The organism is Micromonospora sp. WMMD558 (assembly GCF_049315255.1).
Lineage (GTDB): Bacteria > Actinomycetota > Actinomycetes > Mycobacteriales > Micromonosporaceae > Micromonospora.
Window position 1 is genome coordinate 4,650,222 of the sequence record NZ_CP186061.1, and the last position, 15,906, is coordinate 4,666,127.

At 74.6% G+C, this 15,906-nt stretch carries 13 protein-coding genes; 9 read left to right on the top strand and 4 right to left on the bottom strand.

What is annotated here, in order from left to right; genetic code table 11:
* The first annotated feature begins 83 nt into the window (after window positions 1-83).
* The 6 genes from ACN26Y_RS22015 (at window position 84) to ACN26Y_RS22040 (ending at window position 8,462) form a co-directional block, all read left to right on the top strand.
* Window positions 84-1,916, top strand: coding sequence for a glycoside hydrolase family 15 protein (locus ACN26Y_RS22015; RefSeq protein WP_155332106.1), 1,833 nt, complete (start codon window positions 84-86; stop codon window positions 1,914-1,916).
* A gap of 77 nt (window positions 1,917-1,993) precedes the next feature.
* Entirely contained in the window at window positions 1,994-2,845 is an 852-nt protein-coding gene (locus tag ACN26Y_RS22020; protein ID WP_422733450.1) for a slipin family protein, read from the top strand.
* Between the two features lie 286 nt (window positions 2,846-3,131).
* A complete protein-coding gene (locus ACN26Y_RS22025; protein ID WP_422733451.1) occupies window positions 3,132-4,805 on the top strand; it encodes a protein kinase domain-containing protein in 1,674 nt (557 codons plus the stop codon).
* Between the two features lie 31 nt (window positions 4,806-4,836).
* A complete protein-coding gene (locus tag ACN26Y_RS22030) occupies window positions 4,837-5,958 on the top strand; it encodes a hypothetical protein (RefSeq protein ID WP_422733452.1) in 1,122 nt (373 codons plus the stop codon).
* A 70-nt stretch (window positions 5,959-6,028) separates the two neighbouring features.
* Window positions 6,029-6,937 (top strand): mechanosensitive ion channel family protein, encoded by a 909-nt coding sequence (locus ACN26Y_RS22035; protein WP_155332109.1) that lies wholly within the window; start codon window positions 6,029-6,031, stop codon window positions 6,935-6,937.
* A 184-nt stretch (window positions 6,938-7,121) separates the two neighbouring features.
* Window positions 7,122-8,462, top strand: a complete 1,341-nt coding sequence (locus tag ACN26Y_RS22040; RefSeq protein WP_155332110.1) for an MFS transporter — start codon at window positions 7,122-7,124, stop codon at window positions 8,460-8,462.
* A 55-nt stretch (window positions 8,463-8,517) separates the two neighbouring features.
* Here the strand turns inward: ACN26Y_RS22040 and ACN26Y_RS22045 are convergent, their stop codons facing one another.
* Together ACN26Y_RS22045 and ACN26Y_RS22050 are read right to left on the bottom strand one after the other, a co-directional pair.
* Window positions 8,518-9,366, bottom strand: a complete 849-nt coding sequence (locus tag ACN26Y_RS22045) for a hypothetical protein (RefSeq protein WP_196255660.1) — start codon at window positions 9,364-9,366, stop codon at window positions 8,518-8,520.
* A gap of 237 nt (window positions 9,367-9,603) precedes the next feature.
* Window positions 9,604-10,011 (bottom strand): YchJ family protein, encoded by a 408-nt coding sequence (locus ACN26Y_RS22050; protein WP_155332111.1) that lies wholly within the window; start codon window positions 10,009-10,011, stop codon window positions 9,604-9,606.
* Between the two features lie 117 nt (window positions 10,012-10,128).
* On the opposite strand from ACN26Y_RS22050, the gene ACN26Y_RS22055 reads away from it, so the two are divergent.
* Window positions 10,129-11,667 (top strand): serine/threonine-protein kinase, encoded by a 1,539-nt coding sequence (locus ACN26Y_RS22055; protein WP_422733453.1) that lies wholly within the window; start codon window positions 10,129-10,131, stop codon window positions 11,665-11,667.
* Between the two features lie 30 nt (window positions 11,668-11,697).
* Here the strand turns inward: ACN26Y_RS22055 and ACN26Y_RS22060 are convergent, their stop codons facing one another.
* Window positions 11,698-12,309: a class F sortase gene (locus ACN26Y_RS22060; protein WP_155332113.1), complete on the bottom strand. Its 612-nt coding sequence runs from the start codon at window positions 12,307-12,309 to the stop codon at window positions 11,698-11,700.
* An 87-nt stretch (window positions 12,310-12,396) separates the two neighbouring features.
* Window positions 12,397-12,924 (bottom strand): hypothetical protein, encoded by a 528-nt coding sequence (locus ACN26Y_RS22065; RefSeq protein WP_155332114.1) that lies wholly within the window; start codon window positions 12,922-12,924, stop codon window positions 12,397-12,399.
* 374 nt (window positions 12,925-13,298) lie between these two features.
* Between ACN26Y_RS22065 and ACN26Y_RS22070 the strand changes: the two genes are divergently transcribed.
* A complete protein-coding gene (locus ACN26Y_RS22070; RefSeq protein ID WP_422733454.1) occupies window positions 13,299-14,555 on the top strand; it encodes a lycopene cyclase family protein in 1,257 nt (418 codons plus the stop codon).
* Window positions 14,556-14,857: 302 nt separating this feature from the next.
* Window positions 14,858-15,895 (top strand): ABC transporter permease, encoded by a 1,038-nt coding sequence (locus ACN26Y_RS22075; protein ID WP_422733455.1) that lies wholly within the window; start codon window positions 14,858-14,860, stop codon window positions 15,893-15,895.
* The last annotated feature ends 11 nt before the right edge of the window (window positions 15,896-15,906 follow it).

Genomic DNA, 15,906 nt, shown 5'->3' on the forward strand with positions numbered 1-15,906 from the left:
CTTCCGTGCCCGGACCCGATGCGAGGTGTGCCGGGCGAGGTCGGGGGTAGTCGCGCGGTCGGAAAGGGACCTGGGGAGGTCGGGTGGACTCGTACCCTGCCGTGGAGGCGCACGGGCTGATCGGCGACCTGCAGACCGCGGCGCTGGTGAGCATGGACGGCACGATCGACTGGTTCTGCGCCCCGCGGTTCGACTCGCCGAGCATCTTCGGCGGACTGCTGGACCGGCACCGGGGTGGCTACTTCCAGATCGTGCCGGACGGCGTCGACTACGTGAGCAAGCAGCTCTACCTGCCCGGCACGGCGATCCTGATCACCCGGTTCATGAGCGCGGACGGCGTGGGTGAGCTGGTGGACTTCATGCCGGTGGCGGGAGACCGACCGACCGACCGGCACCGCCTGGTGCGGCTGCTCCGCATGGTTCGGGGCAGCATGCGGTTCCGGCTCGACTGCCGGCCCCGGTTCAACTACGGCCGTGATGCCTACCAGCTCGAGGTGCACCCCAACGGCAGCATCCTGCGCAGTTCCACGCTCTCCCTCGCCCTGAGTCCCATCCGCTACGCGGAACGGCTGTCCGAGGAGCACGAACGCCGGCGCAGCGAGGACGGCCTGTGTCTCATCGCCACCCTGCACGAGGGCGAGGCCGGGGGCATCCACCTGGAGACCGGCGAATCGCCGGATCCGCCCGGCGCCTACAGCCCCGGCGAGGCGCGGGAGCTGCTCGAGGAGACCCGCGACTTCTGGCGGCGCTGGCTGGGCCGCTCCCGGTACACCGGCCGCTGGCGGGAGATGGTGGAGCGGTCCGCGATGACCCTCAAGCTCATGACGTACGCGCCCACCGGGGCGCTGATCGCCGCCCCCACCGCGGGGCTGCCCGAGCACATCGGCGGCGTCCGCAACTGGGACTACCGCTACACCTGGATCCGCGACGCGTCCTTCTCGGTGCACTCGCTCCTGTGCCTGGGCTTCAAGGACGAGGCGATGCAGTACATGCGCTGGGTCAACGACCGAGTCCGGGACGCCGGGGAGAGCGATCGACCACTGCAGATCATGTACCGCGTCGACGGCTCACCGGACCTCGCCGAGGAAATGCTCGACCACTTCGAGGGCTACCGCGGCTCGGCGCCGGTGCGGGTGGGCAACGGTGCCGCCAACCAGCTGCAACTCGACATCTACGGGGAGGCGCTCAACGCTCTCCACGTCGCCGACGGCCAGGGACTGCAGCCGGGCCACGAGGGCTGGCGGAACACCGCGCGCCTGGTGGACTGGCTCTGCGACAACTGGGACCAGCCCGAGGACGGGATCTGGGAGACCCGCGGTGGCCGGCACGACTTCACGTACGGGCGGCTGATGTCCTGGGTCGCCCTCGACCGGGCCGTCCGGCTCGCGCACCGGCACGGACGCCCCGGCGACACGAACCGCTGGACGGCCGTCCGCGACGACATCTACCACCAGATCATGGCGAGGGGGTTCCGCCCCGGCCGCCAGGCGTTCGTCCAGCACTACGGCACCGAGGTGCTGGACGCGGCGCTGCTCGCCATGCCCGCCGTCGGCTTCGTGTCGCCGACCGACCCGATGTGGCAGTCGACCCTGCGCGCCATGGACGCCGAGCTCGTCTCCGACAGCCTCGTCTACCGCTACAACCCGGAGGCGGCACTGGACGGCCTGGCCGGCAGCGAGAGCACCTTCACCATGTGCACGTTCTGGTACGTCCAGGCCCTCGCCGAGTCCGGCCGGCTCGACGACGCCCGGCTGACCCTCGAGAAGATGTTCACCTACGCCAGCCCGCTCGGCCTCTACTCCGAGGAGATCGCGGCCAGCGGCGAGCAGACCGGCAACTTCCCGCAGGCCTTCAGCCACCTGTCGCTGATCAGCACCGCCGTGAACCTCGACCGGCTGCTCGACTCCCACGCGTGACCCGGCCGGTTTCCCGAGGACTATTCCGCCCCGCAGCGGGAAAGGGCCGCCGCGGAGGCGTACCGATCGGGGGTTTCATGGTAGGCGGTGTCATCGGCGTGGTGATCGCGCTTGCGGTCCTGGTGCTGCTCGGCGTGCTGAGCATCCGGATCGTGCAGCAGTACCAGCGCGGTGTCGTGTTCCGGTTCGGCCGCGTGGTGCAGCCCGTCCGGCAGCCCGGCCTACGGCTGATCATCCCCGTCGCGGACCGGATGGTCCGGGTCAGCATGCAGACCACGGTGATCGACGTGCCGTCGCAGGGCGTCATCACCCGCGACAACGTGACCGTCACCGTGGACGCGGTGGTCTACTACCGCGTCGTGGACCCGGTGAAGGCCCTGGTGAACGTGCGCCAGTACCCGGCGGCGGTGCTGCAGATCTCGCAGACCGCGCTGCGGTCGGTCATCGGCAAGGTGGACCTGGACATCCTCCTCTCCGACCGGGACAGGGTCAACGCCGACCTCAAGTCGGTGATCGACGCCCCGACCGAGGAGCCGTGGGGGCTGAACATCGAGCGGGTCGAGGTCAAGGACGTCGCGTTGCCGGAGGGGATGAAGCGCTCGATGTCCCGCCAGGCCGAGGCCGAGCGGGACCGGCGGGCGCGGGTCATCGCCGCCGACGGTGAGTACCAGGCGTCCCGGCGACTGGCCGACGCGTCCCGGATGATGGCCGGCACCCCGGGGGCGTACCAGTTGCGGCTGCTGCAGACCGTGTCGGACGTGGCCGCGGAGAAGAACAGCACGCTGGTGATGCCGTTCCCGGTGGAGTTGCTGCGCTTCTTCGACAAGTACGCGCGTACCACGTCCGCCGACCAGGGCGAGGTCGTGGCGGAGCCGGTGGGCCCGCTGCCCGGCGACGGTCACCGCGGCGACGGCGGCCCGCGCCGGTAGACCGGGCGGGCGGGGTCCGACGGGTCACTCCCGGCCCCCGCCGTGGAGGTACGACGCGCGCCGTCCCACCCCGGTCACCGGCCGGTGAGCTTGCGGGTACCTGCTACCACTGGGCCGTGTCCGTAACCGACCATGATCCCGGGAGCCCGGTCCCCGGGGCGGCCCCGGCCCGACGTCCGGGCCGGGGAAGCAACCGATGCGCCGATGGCCCGGCCCGCCGGCCCGACCACAATGAGCAGCGGGGCGGGCGGGTGACCCGTCCTGCCGGGTCGGAGGAGGGGTTGGCGTGACCGGCTGGCAGGTCTCCGGCTACACGCCCGTGCGGCAGCTCGGCGTGGGCGCGTCCGGGCGGGTCGACCTCGCCGTCCACGACGCGACGGGCACGCCGGTGGCGATCAAGTACCTGACCGGCGCGGTCGGCGACGCCCCGTCGTTCCGGGACGCGTTCCGCACCGAGGCCCGCGTGCTGGCCGAGATCGACAACCCGCACGTGTCGCGCCTCTACGAGTACGTCGAGTCGCCCGGCGGCGCGGCCATCGTCATGGAACTGGTCAACGGTGTCTCCCTGCGCCAGATGCTGCGCGCCAACGGCGCCACCACGCCCGAGGCGGCGCTGGTCGTCCTCAAGGGATCCCTGGCGGGGCTCGGCGCGGCGCACGCCCGTGGCGTGGTGCACCGGGACTACAAACCGGAGAACGTGCTGGTCACCGCCGAGGGCGCCAGCAAGCTCGCCGACTTCGGGATCGCCCTGCCGGCCGGCACCGGCTCCGGCGCCGCCGTCTCCGGGACACCCCGCTACATGGCGCCTGAGCAGTGGACCGGCGCGCCGGCCAGCCCGGCCTGCGACATCTACGCCGCGACCGCCACCTTCTACGAGTGCCTGACCGGCCGGCCCCCGTACGACGGGCGGGACCTGTTCACGCTGCGCCGGCAGCACGCGGAGGAGCCGATCCCCACCGACCCGGCCCCGGCGCCGGTGCACGACCTGCTGCGGCACGGCATGGCGAAGCGCCCGGACGAGCGTCCCCAGCCGGCGGAGGTCTTCCTCGCCGCCCTGGAACAGGTGGCGGCGGACGCGTACGGGCCGGAGTGGGAGGAGCGCGGCCTGCGCGAGCTGGCCCGCCGGGCCGCCCTGCTCGCCGCGCTCTTCCCGTTCCGCGACGGCACCGGCGGCGCCACCAGCGTGGCGACCACGACGTTGAGTTCGGGCACCGGCCGGTGGGGGTGGCTGCGCGGCGGCCGGGCCCGCCCTGCCCTGGTGGCCGGCGTCGTGGCGGCGGCCGTCGTGCTGGGCGGTGCCGGGTTGAGCTACGCCGCCCGGGAGGACTCGGCGCCCGGCGCGACGGCCGACGCGAAGCCCACCGCCGACACCGTCGTCACGACGGCTCCGGGCGCCGCGCCCGGGGCGCCGACCGCGACGCCCGACCCGACGGCCACCTCCACGGTGACCGCCGGCCCCACGACGGCGGCGCCGACCGGTGGCGCGACCGGCACCCCGGGCGCGCCGGGTGACCCGACCACGCCGGGCGCCCCGGCGACGACCGCCCCGGCGACCACCCCGCCGGCACCCCCGCCCACCACGTCCACCAGCCCGCCGCCCCCACCGGACACGACCGCCCCGACGGTCGGGAAGGTCGGCGCCAGCCCCACCCAGCTCGACCCGAAGGGCTGCCCGTACGGGCCCACCGCGAGCACCGTCACCGCCACCGCCTCCGACGACCGGACCGCCGCCGGGGACCTGCGGGTACGCCTGCGGTACACGCTGGACAACCGCACCACCGAGGTCACGATGAGCGCCGCCGGGCGGGGCGTGTTCACCGGCGTGCTCGGCGACCTGCCCCGGCCGGCCGACAGCACGCGCATCCCGGTCCGGGTGGTCGCGACCGACCGGGCCGGTAACACCTCGGCGGAGGGCGGCCCGGTGTACGTGACGCTCTACCCGTACTGCACCCCGGGCTGACGCCCGGCACACCGACAGGAGGCGGGCTGCCGTGACCCAGCCGGACGACCGGACGACGCCGGGCGGGTGGACACCCGACGACGGCGCGACCGTGCACCTGGGCGGTCCACCCGCGCCGGACGAGCCGACCACCCACCTCGACGCGGCGGACGCGACCGTGCGCCTGGGCGGCGACGAGGCCACGGCCCGGCTGGCGCCGGACGCGGCCACGACCCGGTTCGTCCCCGCGCCGGGCCCGGAGGGTCAGCTGACCCTGCACCTGTCGGCCGCCCCGCCCGCCGCGCGCCGGCCTCCCGAGGAGCCGACGACGGATCTGCGCGCCGGCGGGTGGACCGCGTACGACGGCGAGGCGACCGTGCACCAGGGCGAGGCGACCGTGCACCTGCGCGCGCCGGAACCGGCCGACGAGCGCACGGTCCACCTCGCCGCCGCCCCGACCTGGGAGACCACGACCGCCGCCGCGCCGACGTGGGAGCCGACGACCGCCGCGGCCACCTGGAGTTCGACCGCTGCGGCACCGGGTGGGGAGTCGACCGCCACCGCGGCGGGGGAGGGCACCGCAGCCACCGGACCGGGAACCGTCTTCGGCGGGCGCACCGGCCGGCCCGCCTCCCGTGGCGGCGCGCGTACCCCGGACACCCGGCCGTCCCCGACGGGCGGCGAGGTGCGGTTCGGCCCCGGTGTGCCCGCCGCGCCGCTGTCCGCCCCGGCCTGGCCGTCGCCCGCGCCACCGCCGCGCCGCCGCCCGCTGTGGCGGCGCGTGACGTCGGTGCTGTCCGCCCTGCTCACCCTGGTGCTGGTGGCGGTCGTCGGGCTCTACCTGTGGCAGCAGTTCCGTCCACTGGAGATCAACGGGGTGACCGTGGCGGTGCCCGAGCCGGCCGGTGACCGCTGCGACGTCACCGTCGACGTGGTCGCCACGGTGACGACCAACGGCCGGGCGGGCGAGATCCGCTACCAGTGGCTGCGCTCCGGCAGCGCGCCGGGCGCGGTGCTCACCGAACGGGTCGGCCGCGGCCAGCGCACCGTGGACCTGACGCTGCGGTGGTCGTTCGCCGGGGTCGGCCGCACCACCGAGACGGCGACGGTCAACATCACCGAGCCCGCGCCGGCGCAGGCGCGGACGGAGGTCAGCTACGCCTGCCGCCGCTGACGCCGGGGTTTCTCGCGTCGGCGCCAGGGGTAGGTCGGGCGGACGAACCGCATGCCCCTGGAGGAACTCGATGAGAGAGAACATTGGTGACGCGGCGGGGGACGCCCTCCGCTCGGTGCTGCTCTTCCTGCCCAAGGCCCTCGCCTTCGTGGCCATCCTGGTGGTCGGTTGGCTGGTCGCCAAGGCAGCCCTCAAGATCGTCGACAAGGTGCTGGAGCGGGTCGGCTTCGACCGGGCCGTCGAGCGTGGCGGCATCCGCCGCGCGCTCGCCCGCTCCCGCTACGACGCCAGCGACCTCGTGGCCAAGCTCGTCTACTACGCGATCCTGCTGGTGACGCTCCAGATCGCCTTCGGCATCTGGGGCCCGAACCCGATCTCCGACCTGATCGCCGGCGTGATCGCCTGGCTGCCGCGGGCGTTCGTGGCGATCGTGATCGTGGTGGTGGCGGCCGCGATCGCCAACGCGGTCCGCGACATCGTCAGCGGCGCCCTGGGCGGCCTGTCGTACGGGCGGATCCTGGCCACCATCGCGTACGTCTTCATCCTCGGCCTCGGCGTGATCGCCGCGCTGAACCAGATCGGCGTCGCCACCGCGATCACCACCCCGGTGCTCGTGGCCGTGCTCGCCACCGTCGGCGGCATTCTCGTCGTCGGGGTCGGCGGCGGCCTGGTCCGTCCGATGCAGAGCCGCTGGGAGTCGTGGCTGACCCGGGCGGAGCAGGAGTCCCACGCCATCGCCACCCACGCCCGCGCCTACCAGGCGGGACGCCGGGACACCGAGGCGCACCTGGGTGCCGGTGCCGACGCCACGCAGGTCGTGCCGAGGGCGACGACCGACGCCGACCCAACCGTGCCCGTGCCGCGTGCCGGTGACGCCGACGCCACCCCGGTCCCGTCGCGACCGGCGCAACCGGCGGCCGACGACGTCGAGGCGACGGTGGTCATCCCGCCGGCGGACAGCGAGAAGTTCCGCCGCTGACCGGCCGGTGTTCGGGGCGGGATCCACGACGGATCCCGCCCCGAACCGTGTGGTCGCCCGCGCCGGGGCCGTCTAGCATCACCGGCATGACGTGGCGATGTTGATCCACCGCTGAGAGCCCGTCCCGTGGGCCGCCGTGGCCGCCGTACGTCCGGCGTCCACTCTCACCCCACGGGAAGGTTCCATGACCCCCATCACCGTCCGGCGGCCCGACCGCCGGGTCCGCCGGCTCGCGGCGACCCTCTACGCGTACGCGGGCCTGCGCGACCTCGTGCTGCTCTATCCGGTCTACGCGCTGCTCTTCGCCGACACCGGCCTGTCGGTCTGGCAGATCTCCACCCTGTTCGTCATCTGGTCGGCGAGCGGCATCCTGCTGGAGGTCCCCTCCGGCGCGCTCGCGGACGCGCTCTCGCGGCGGCTGCTGCTCAGTCTCGCGCCGCTGGTGACCGCCGCCGGGTTCGCCCTCTGGGTGCTCGTCCCGTCGTACCCGGCGTTCGCCGCCGGTTTCCTGCTCTGGGGCGCCGGTGGGGCGCTCGCCTCCGGCGCGCTGGAGGCGCTGGTCTACACCGAACTCGACCACCTCGGCGCGGCCGGCCGGTACGCGCGCGTCATCGGCCGGGCCCGCACCGCGGAGACCGTCGGCGTGCTGGCGTCCATCGTGCTGGCCGCGCCGGTGCTGGCCGTCGGCGGCTACCCGGCCGTGGGGGCGGCGAGCGTCCTCGCGTGCCTGCTCGCCGCCGCGGTCGCCACCCGCCTGCCGGAGCACCGCGACCCCGGTGCCGACCACGCCGGCTCCGGTCCGCCCGGCGGTTCCGCCCGCTCCGGCGTTGCCGGTGGTTCCGGCGGTTCCCGCGACTCCGGTGGTTCCGACGGTTTCGGCCGGTCCGGCCAGTCGGGCGGCACGGACTGCGACGATGACCTCGGCTGGTGGGGCAGCCTGCGGGCCGGGCTCGCCGAGGCGCACGCCGACCGGCGGGTCCGGGCGGCGGTGCTGCTCGTCGCCGCGGTCGCCGCGGTGTGGGGCGCGCTCGACGAGTACACCCCCCTGCTGGCCCGGGACACCGGTGTGTCCGAGCCGGTCGTGCCGCTGCTGCTCCTGCTCACCTGGGTCGGGGTGGCGGTCGGTGGCCTGCTCGCCCCGGCGGGGGAGCGGCTCGGCCGCCGGGGCTACGGCGGCCTGCTCGCCGGGTCGGCCGCCGCGCTGGCCGTGGGCGCGCTGCTCGGCCAGCCGGTCGGGTTCGTGCTGGTCGGTGCCGCCTTCGGCGGCTTCCAACTGGCGACCGTGCTGGCCGACGCCCGGCTCCAGGCCCGGATCACCGGCCCGAGCCGGGCGACGGTCACGTCGCTGGCCGGCATGGCGACCGACGTGACGATCATCGCCGTCTACGCCACGTACGGGCTGCTCGCCACCGCCGCCGGCAACGGTGTCGCGTTCGCGGTGGCCGCGGGCCCGTACCTCGTCATGGCCCTGCTGATGGCGGCCGATCGGGCCCGGCGAGCCTCGCCCACCACCCGGGCCCGCTGACCGCCCGGTCGGCTGACCGTGGCGCGGGCCGGCTGACCGGCGGCCGGCCCGCGCGTCACCGTCGGTCTCCCTCCGTCTCGAGGAGCTGCTTGAGCGCGTCGAGCCGCTCCCGCCAGTACGCCTTGAGCTCCGCCGCCCGCTCCGCGCTGCCGACCTTCTCGTGCAGCACGGACAGCCGGGACTTCGTGTCGCCGGCCGGCACGAACCCGACCACGATCCGGGTCGGGCCGCCCGCCCAGTCGGCGCGGAACGTCTTCGGCGCGGTGGCGGTACGCACCCGCACGTCGACGTCGGGCAGCCAGCGGCGGCGTAGCGTCTCGTCGGCGAACGCGGCGAACAGGCGGTCCACCGGCACGGCCACCGTGCGGCTGCCCCCGGCCGAGTACGCGCCGCCGCGCTGCTGGCCGGGGGCGCGCAGGCCGCGCGACTGCTCGTACCCGACGGTGACGGTCTGCGCCCACCAGCCCGGCACCTCGTGGACGGCCACCAGCCAGCGGGCGATCTCGGTGTGGGTGTGTTCGGTCCCGCCCCACTCGTCGAGCAGGCCGAACCACTCCTCCCAGCCCCGCCCGGTGCGCTCGCGCAGCAGGGCGTCCGGGATCCGGGCCACCTGCCCGGCCGTGCCGGCACGGGCCGGCGCTGCCTCGACCGGCGTGGCCGGCGGTTCGGCCGGCCCGCCGGCGGCGCTGCCGGGGGCGGGCGCTGTGGCAGGCGGTTCGACGGCCGGGGTTTCGCCGCCAAGGTCGACGGCCGGAGGTTCGGTTCCGGGTGCGACGACGGCGGGCGGTTCGGCCGGGGCGGCGGGCATCCGGGCCAGCAGGTGCCGGCGGGCGGTGGTGTAGCTCTCGCCGGTCTTGTCCATCCGGGCGCGGACCCGGGCCTTGAAGGCGCGCTGATTGGTCATCACATGCTCCCTGTCAACGGCACGGTCGCAGGGACTCACGCTCCCGCCGACCCCGCCGGAGTGGGGCACGTGGTGGTGCGTCCCGAGGGCTCAGGCCCCCTTTGCCTCCGCGAGGCCGGTGGCGTGAGCACCGGGAGGGAGGTGTGGCGCAGGACGGCGCCGGCCCCATCCTAGCGCCCCGACCGGGTGGTCGGACACCCGTCGCCGCACCACCCGGGTCCGTGTACTTCCCGGCCGTCAGCGCGTCTCGCCGTCCAGGTAGACCCAGCGGCCGTCCTCCCGGACGAACCGGCTGCGCTCGGTCAGCGTGCCCGGCCGGCCGCGCTCCCGGTGGTGCGCCCGGAACTCCACCGTGCCGGTCGTGTCGAACAGGCCGCCCCGCTCGGTGTCGACGATCTCCAGGCCGGTCCAGCGCTCGTCCGGGTCCAGCCGCAGCCGCGCCGGGCGGGTGGAGGAGTGCCAGGTGCGCAGCAGGTACGCGGCGTCCCCGACCGCGAAGGCGGAGTAGCGGGAGCGCATGAGCGTCTCGGCGGTCGGCGCGTCGACCTCGCCCCGGTGCAGCCGGCCGCAGCACTCCGGGTAGGGCATGCCCGAGCCGCACGGGCAGGTTCCGACCGGGCCGGCCCGCTCTCCACGCTTCGCCATGGTGGTCATCTTTCCGCGCGGAGGAGAGCGTGGCCGGCCAGGGGTGGCGTGGTCGTCCCGGGTAGCCGGCGGCTGCCGGTGTTTTCCGCAGGTGCCCGGTGGGCATCGCTACGGATTATGGACACCGGATCTCTGCTGGGCGGGCGGTACCGGCTGCGGGAGCGGCTGGGCGCGGGCGGCATGTCGGTGGTCTGGCGGGCCCACGACGAGGTGCTGGGGCGGGACGTCGCGGTCAAGGTGCTCTCGTCCGACCTGGCCGCCGACCCGCAGCTGCTGGACCGCATTCGCGCGGAGGCCCGCGCGGCCGCCCGGCTGCGCCATCCGAACATCGTGGCCGTGTACGACTACGGCGACGCGACCGGCGACGGTGCCCCGTTGCCGTACGTGGTGATGGAGGTGGTCGAGGGGCGGTCGCTGGCGGAGCTGCTCACCGGCGGCGCGTTGCCGTGGCGGGTGGCCGTGCTGATCGGCGCCCAGGTCGCCGCCGCGCTCGCCGCGGCACACGAACAGGGTGTGGTCCACCGTGATGTCACACCCGGCAACGTGGTGGTCGCCGGCGCCGGGGTGCGGCTGGTCGACTTCGGCATCTCGGCGACGTCGGGGGAGTCCGAGGCCGGCGGCCAGTTGTACGGCACGCCGGCGTACCTGGCGCCGGAGCGGTTGGAGCGCGGCGCCGTACGGCCCGCCACCGACGTGTACGCCCTCGGCCTGCTGCTGTACCGCGCCCTGGCCGGCCGGCTGCCGTGGCAGGCCGCCACCACCACACAGATGCTGACCGCCCACCGCTACCAGGAGCCGGCGCCACTGCCGGGGATCGCCGACCTGCCGCCCGAGGTGGGTGACCTGTGCCGGCGATGCCTGGACAAGGACCCGGACCGGCGCCCTTTGGCGGCCGACGTCGCGGAGGCCCTCGGTTCCGTGGCGGGCCTGGCTCCCGCCACCCTCCTGCTGCCCCAGGCCGGCGACGCCGGTGCGGCCACCCGGACCCGTACCGCGGTGGACCTGCCGGGCCGGGTCGCCGCCGCTGCGGCCTGGTGGGCGGGCCGCCCCCTGGACGCGCCGCTGCGTCGCTGGCGGCACATGCCGTCCGCCCGGCGGGCGGCTGTCGCGGGCACCGGTGCCGCCGCCCTGGTGGCCGCCGGCGTCGTGGTGGCGGCGCCGTTCTCGGCTGACACCGGCCGGGCAGACCGGACGCTGGCTGCCCCGCCGGCGGCCGTGGCGGCGCTGGGAGAGCGCGCGCCGGAGTGCACCGTCGAATACACCGTCCGTCGGGCCGCCGACGGCCGGTTCGCCGCGGCGGTCAGCGTCGCCAACACCGGAACCGTCCCGTTCCGCGCCGGCCGGCTCACCTTCGCCCTCCCCGGTGAACAGCGGCTCCTACGGGGCTCACCCGGTGGTTGGCGGCAGGCGGGCAACTCGGTGCAGGCGCGAATCGGTGAGCTGCCGGCGGCGACGTCCCGTACGGCGACCGTGGAGGGGACCTACCGGGGTGTGAACTCCCTGCCGGGCCGGTTCCAGCTCGACGGCGCGACCTGTGGCTCCGTGCTCTCCGTGGCCGGCCAGAACACCCCGGCCGAGAAGGACGACGACAAGAAGGATGGCAAAAAGGACGACAAGGACGACGAGAAGCAGGACGAGGAGAAGGACGACGACTGAGGCCGTTGGGCGGGGAGGGCCCGCTCCGGATCACGGCACCCGGGTGGCGGAGACGATCACGTTGTCGACGTAGCTGCGGCGGTCGGGGTCGAAGCGGCCGCCGCAGGTGACGAGGCGCAGGCCGGCGGCGGTACTCGGGCCGTAGACCAGGGCGGTGGGGAACCGTTCCTTCGGGTACGCGGCGACGCCGTCGACGGCGAAGGTGGCGACGCTCCGGTCGGCGCGGGCGATCCGGACGGTGTCACCGGGGCGCAGCCGCCCCAGGTCGAAGAAGACCGCCGGACCGGCGGTGGTGTCGACGTGGCCGACGACGACGGCGTTGCCGGTCTCGCCGGGCGTGACGCCGTGTCGGTACCACCCGGCGATGCCCGGCCGGTCCAGCGGCGGCACCTCGAGTTCCCCGCGGGCGTCGGCGCCGACCGGTACGAGCCGCGCCCGCACCCCGATCGACGGGATGCGGACCTCGACGGGTTCGGCCCGGGGCAGGGGCGGCAGCGGGGTCGCGGGGCGCGCGCCGGCCGGGGCGTCGCCCGGCCGGGGCCGGGGCGGGGACGCCGGAAGTCCGCTGGTCAGCAGGCCCAGTCCGGCGGCGGCGAGCAGGGCGACGACTCGGACCGCCCAGCCGGGCCGGCGTCGGGACACCTCCCACCTCCGTACGCGCGTCGCCCGGGTGCCCGCGCCGGCGGCTCGCCGGGCGGGCACCCGTATCCAGGGATGGACGGGCCCGGTTCAGCCGGTCGCGGCGGTGACCGCGTGCCGGCGGCGGCGGGCCAGGATGAGCGCGCCGCCGGCCGCGGAGCCGAGGAGCGCGACCCCCGCGGCGACGGAGCCGGTGCGGTCACCGGGCGTGCCGCCCCCGGCCTGGGCACCGCCGATCGGGGTGACCGTGAACGTGGCCGTGCCGGCGGCGCTTCCGTCGCCGCAGGTTGCGGTCACCGTGTACGTGCCGAGCGTGAAGCCGGCGGTGAAGAGTTCCGCGCTGAGCCCGCCGCCGGCCGCGGCCGTGGTGGAGCGGACGTTGATGTCACGGTTGGGGCCGGTGACGCGGAAGATCGCGTCGCCGGACTTCGGGTTGCAGGTGGTGGCGGTGAGGATGACCGTTCCGCCCACCGGGGTGGTGGCCGGCGACACGATCGTCCCGCCCGCCGGTGTGGTGGCCGGCGACACGGTCGTCTCCGCCCACGCGGCGCCGGGCAGCAGGAGCGTGCCGAGGCCGACGCCGACCGCCGCCGACACGAGGACTGTCTTCGCCTTCATACGCGTCTTCCCTCACTCTTCGTCCGCAGTTGGGTGGGACGTCGTTCGGGTGGCCAACTCCGCGACTAGCACCGGTGTGCCCAACACTAGGAGGGTTGGGCCCTCGATCCGGTGAAAATGAGAAATCCTCGTTGCCGTCACGTGTCCACCCGCGAGGCGGAGGCAGCAGCGGATATGCCGGGACGGGGCGTGCGCGTGGCTTGCTCCGGTCGATGCCGCCCGGGGCCGGGCGGTCACCCGTGGGCCGATGGCCCGGAATGACCCGATGCCGCCGGCCCGGCGGTGTCGGTACCGCCGGACCGCGCGAAGCCGCCGGCATCGAGTGGACCAAGGCCGTCGGTCGGCCCCCGGCGTCCGTGTGGCAGCGTGGACGGGTGCACACCGCCGCGCCCGTCGACGTCGACCTCGCCCTGGTCGGCGGCGGGGGCGCCGCGTCGCTCGTGCTTGCCGCCCTCGACCGGCACCGCGTGCGCGGCCTGCGGGTCGCGGTCGTCGACCCGGTGCACCGCCGCGGCCAGGACCGCACCTGGGCGTTCTGGGGCCGGCCCGACGACGACCTCGATCCGCTGCTCGCGGCGAGCTGGTCGCAGGTAGAGGTGGCGACGCCGGCGCGGCGCCGCGTCCTGGACCTCACCCCGCTGCGGTACGCCATGCTGCGCTCGGGCCCGGTCTACGACCGGGCTGCCGCCGCCGAGCAGCGCCTCGACGTGATCCGCGTCGTCGCCCCGGCGGAGGCCCTCGACGACGACGGCGAACGCGTCACCGTGCACGCGGCCGGGTCGACGTTCCGGGCGTCCTGGGTGCTCGACTCACGGCCCCGCCCGCCCCGGCGGCCGGGGCGCACCAACTGGCTCCAGCACTTCCGGGGGTGGTGGGTGGCGGCCGACCGGCCGGTGTTCGACCCGCGGCGGGCGGTGCTGATGGACTTCCGCACCCCGCAGCCGGCGCGGGGCGTCTCCTTCGGGTACGTGCTTCCGGTCAGTGACCGGTACGCGCTCGTGGAGTACACCGAGTTCACCCCCGGCCTGCTCACCGACTCCGGTTACGACGCGGCGCTGGTGGCGTACCGGGATCTGCTGGGCCTGGATCCGGCCCGGCTGACCGTGCGGGAGGTCGAGAACGGGGTGATCCCGATGACCGACGGCCCGTTCGAGCCCCGGCCCTCGCTCCGGGTGGTACGCCTCGGCACCGCCGGCGGCGCCACCCGCCCGTCCACCGGCTTCACGTTCTCCGCCATGCACCGCCAGGCCGACCAGGTGGCCCGTGCGCTGGGCGCCGGCCGGCCGCCGGTGCCGGCGCCCGCGTACCCCCGCCGTCACCTGTGGATGGACGCGGTCGCGCTGCGGGCGCTGGACCGGGGCGGCGTGGGCGGCCCCGACTTCTTCGACCGGCTGTTCGACCGCAACCCGCCGGAGCGGGTGCTGCGTTTCCTCGACGGCGCCACCACGCCGGCCGAGGAGGTCGCGGTGATGAGCTCCACGCGCCTGCTGCCGATGGTCGCCGCGACCGCCGGTGACGCCGCCGCCCGGCTCCGGGACCGCCTGGTGCCGTCCCGCCGCCGGGCGACGTGGACCGTACCTCCGCCCGTCACGGGCGCCCCGCCGATCCGGGCCTCCCGCTCCGACGGCTGACACCGTCGCCGGCCCTCGTGGTCGTCGGCCGGCTTTCCCGCGGCCCGGCGTCGAGGAACCGACATGGAAATGAAATGCGCGGATGACAACCGCTGCCGTGGTCGTCGCGTTGCGCATTGACCCGGATCTGACCGAACGGATGACAACGGAAGGGCCCCGTTACGGCAAGGAGCCGGTGCCGTTGCCAAACCGTTGTGGATGCATGACAACCGATCCGGCCGTTATCCGAACGATTCTTTTCGCCCTTTCGAATTCGCTTATCGTCGGCGCAGATGGCAGTTCCGCAGACGAAGGGGCCCGCGATGAGCGACATGTCCCACCCGCCGTCCCTCTCCCTGGCGGGGGAGCCGACCGAGCCGGTGGCGGAGGTGAACTCGCCCGCCGACACCCCGGCCGGCGCCGCAAACCGTGACATCGTCGGCCGTTCACCCGGCGAGCTCGCCTGGCTCCGGCTCAAGCGGGACCGGACCGCCCTGCTCAGCGCGGTCACGCTGGTCGTCGCCATGGTCGTGGCGCTCGCCGCCCCGCTGCTGAAGTGGCTCACCGGCATCGATCCGACGGACAAGTTCGTCGACCGGTTGAACGATTTCGGGATGCCGCTCGGTTACGCCGGCGGGATCAGTGCCGACCATTTGCTCGGACTCGAACCGGGCAGCGGTCGGGACATCCTCATGCAACTGGTCTACGGCCTGCGTACGTCATTGTTCATCGCTTTCGTCTCGGCGTTGCTGGCGTCGCTGATCGGGGTGGCCGTCGGCGTCGTCGCGGGGTACGCCCGGGGCTGGCTCGACGGTCTCGTCAACTGGTTCATCGACGTGACCCTGGCCTTTCCGTTCCTCATCTTCGCCCTCGCCGTCATCCCGATCGTCGAGGACCGCTTCTTCACCGAGCGGGAGGCGCCGCCCCCGAGTTTCCGGATCGCCCTCATCGTGGCCACGTTCGGGCTGTTCAGCTGGACGTACACGGCGCGGCTGGTTCGTGGCCAGGTCATCTCGCTGCGGGAGCGGGAGTTCGTCGACGCGGCGCGGGCCGCCGGCGCCGGGACCGGCCACCTCCTGCTGCGCCAGTTCCTGCCGAACATCTGGGCGCCGATCCTGGTCACGCTGTCGCTGAACGTGCCGCAGTTCATCGCCATCGAGGCGGCCCTGGCGTTCGTCAACATCGGCGTCACCGAACCCACCCCGGACCTGGGTCGCATGATCTACAACAGCATCGGCTACGTGGCGAGCGACCCGTGGTACACGCTCTTTCCCGGATTGACGATCTTCATTCTCGTCCTGGCGTTCAACCTCTTCGGTGACGCGCTGCGGGACGCCCTGGACCCCCGGTCCACCCGGTAACCGAAATCCGA

What these genes read in the sequence shown, in the direction of transcription:
- ACN26Y_RS22075 (WP_422733455.1), top strand. Translation starts at nt 14,858, where the DNA reads ATGAGCGACATGTCCCACCCGCCGTCCCTCTCCCTGGCGGGGGAGCCG.
- ACN26Y_RS22050 (WP_155332111.1), bottom strand. Translation starts at nt 10,011, where the DNA reads ATGGCGAAGCGTGGAGAGCGGGCCGGCCCGGTCGGAACCTGCCCGTGC.
- ACN26Y_RS22040 (WP_155332110.1), top strand. Translation starts at nt 7,122, where the DNA reads ATGACCCCCATCACCGTCCGGCGGCCCGACCGCCGGGTCCGCCGGCTC.
- ACN26Y_RS22055 (WP_422733453.1), top strand. Translation starts at nt 10,129, where the DNA reads ATGGACACCGGATCTCTGCTGGGCGGGCGGTACCGGCTGCGGGAGCGG.
- ACN26Y_RS22045 (WP_196255660.1), bottom strand. Translation starts at nt 9,366, where the DNA reads ATGACCAATCAGCGCGCCTTCAAGGCCCGGGTCCGCGCCCGGATGGAC.
- ACN26Y_RS22020 (WP_422733450.1), top strand. Translation starts at nt 1,994, where the DNA reads ATGGTAGGCGGTGTCATCGGCGTGGTGATCGCGCTTGCGGTCCTGGTG.
- ACN26Y_RS22035 (WP_155332109.1), top strand. Translation starts at nt 6,029, where the DNA reads ATGAGAGAGAACATTGGTGACGCGGCGGGGGACGCCCTCCGCTCGGTG.
- ACN26Y_RS22065 (WP_155332114.1), bottom strand. Translation starts at nt 12,924, where the DNA reads ATGAAGGCGAAGACAGTCCTCGTGTCGGCGGCGGTCGGCGTCGGCCTC.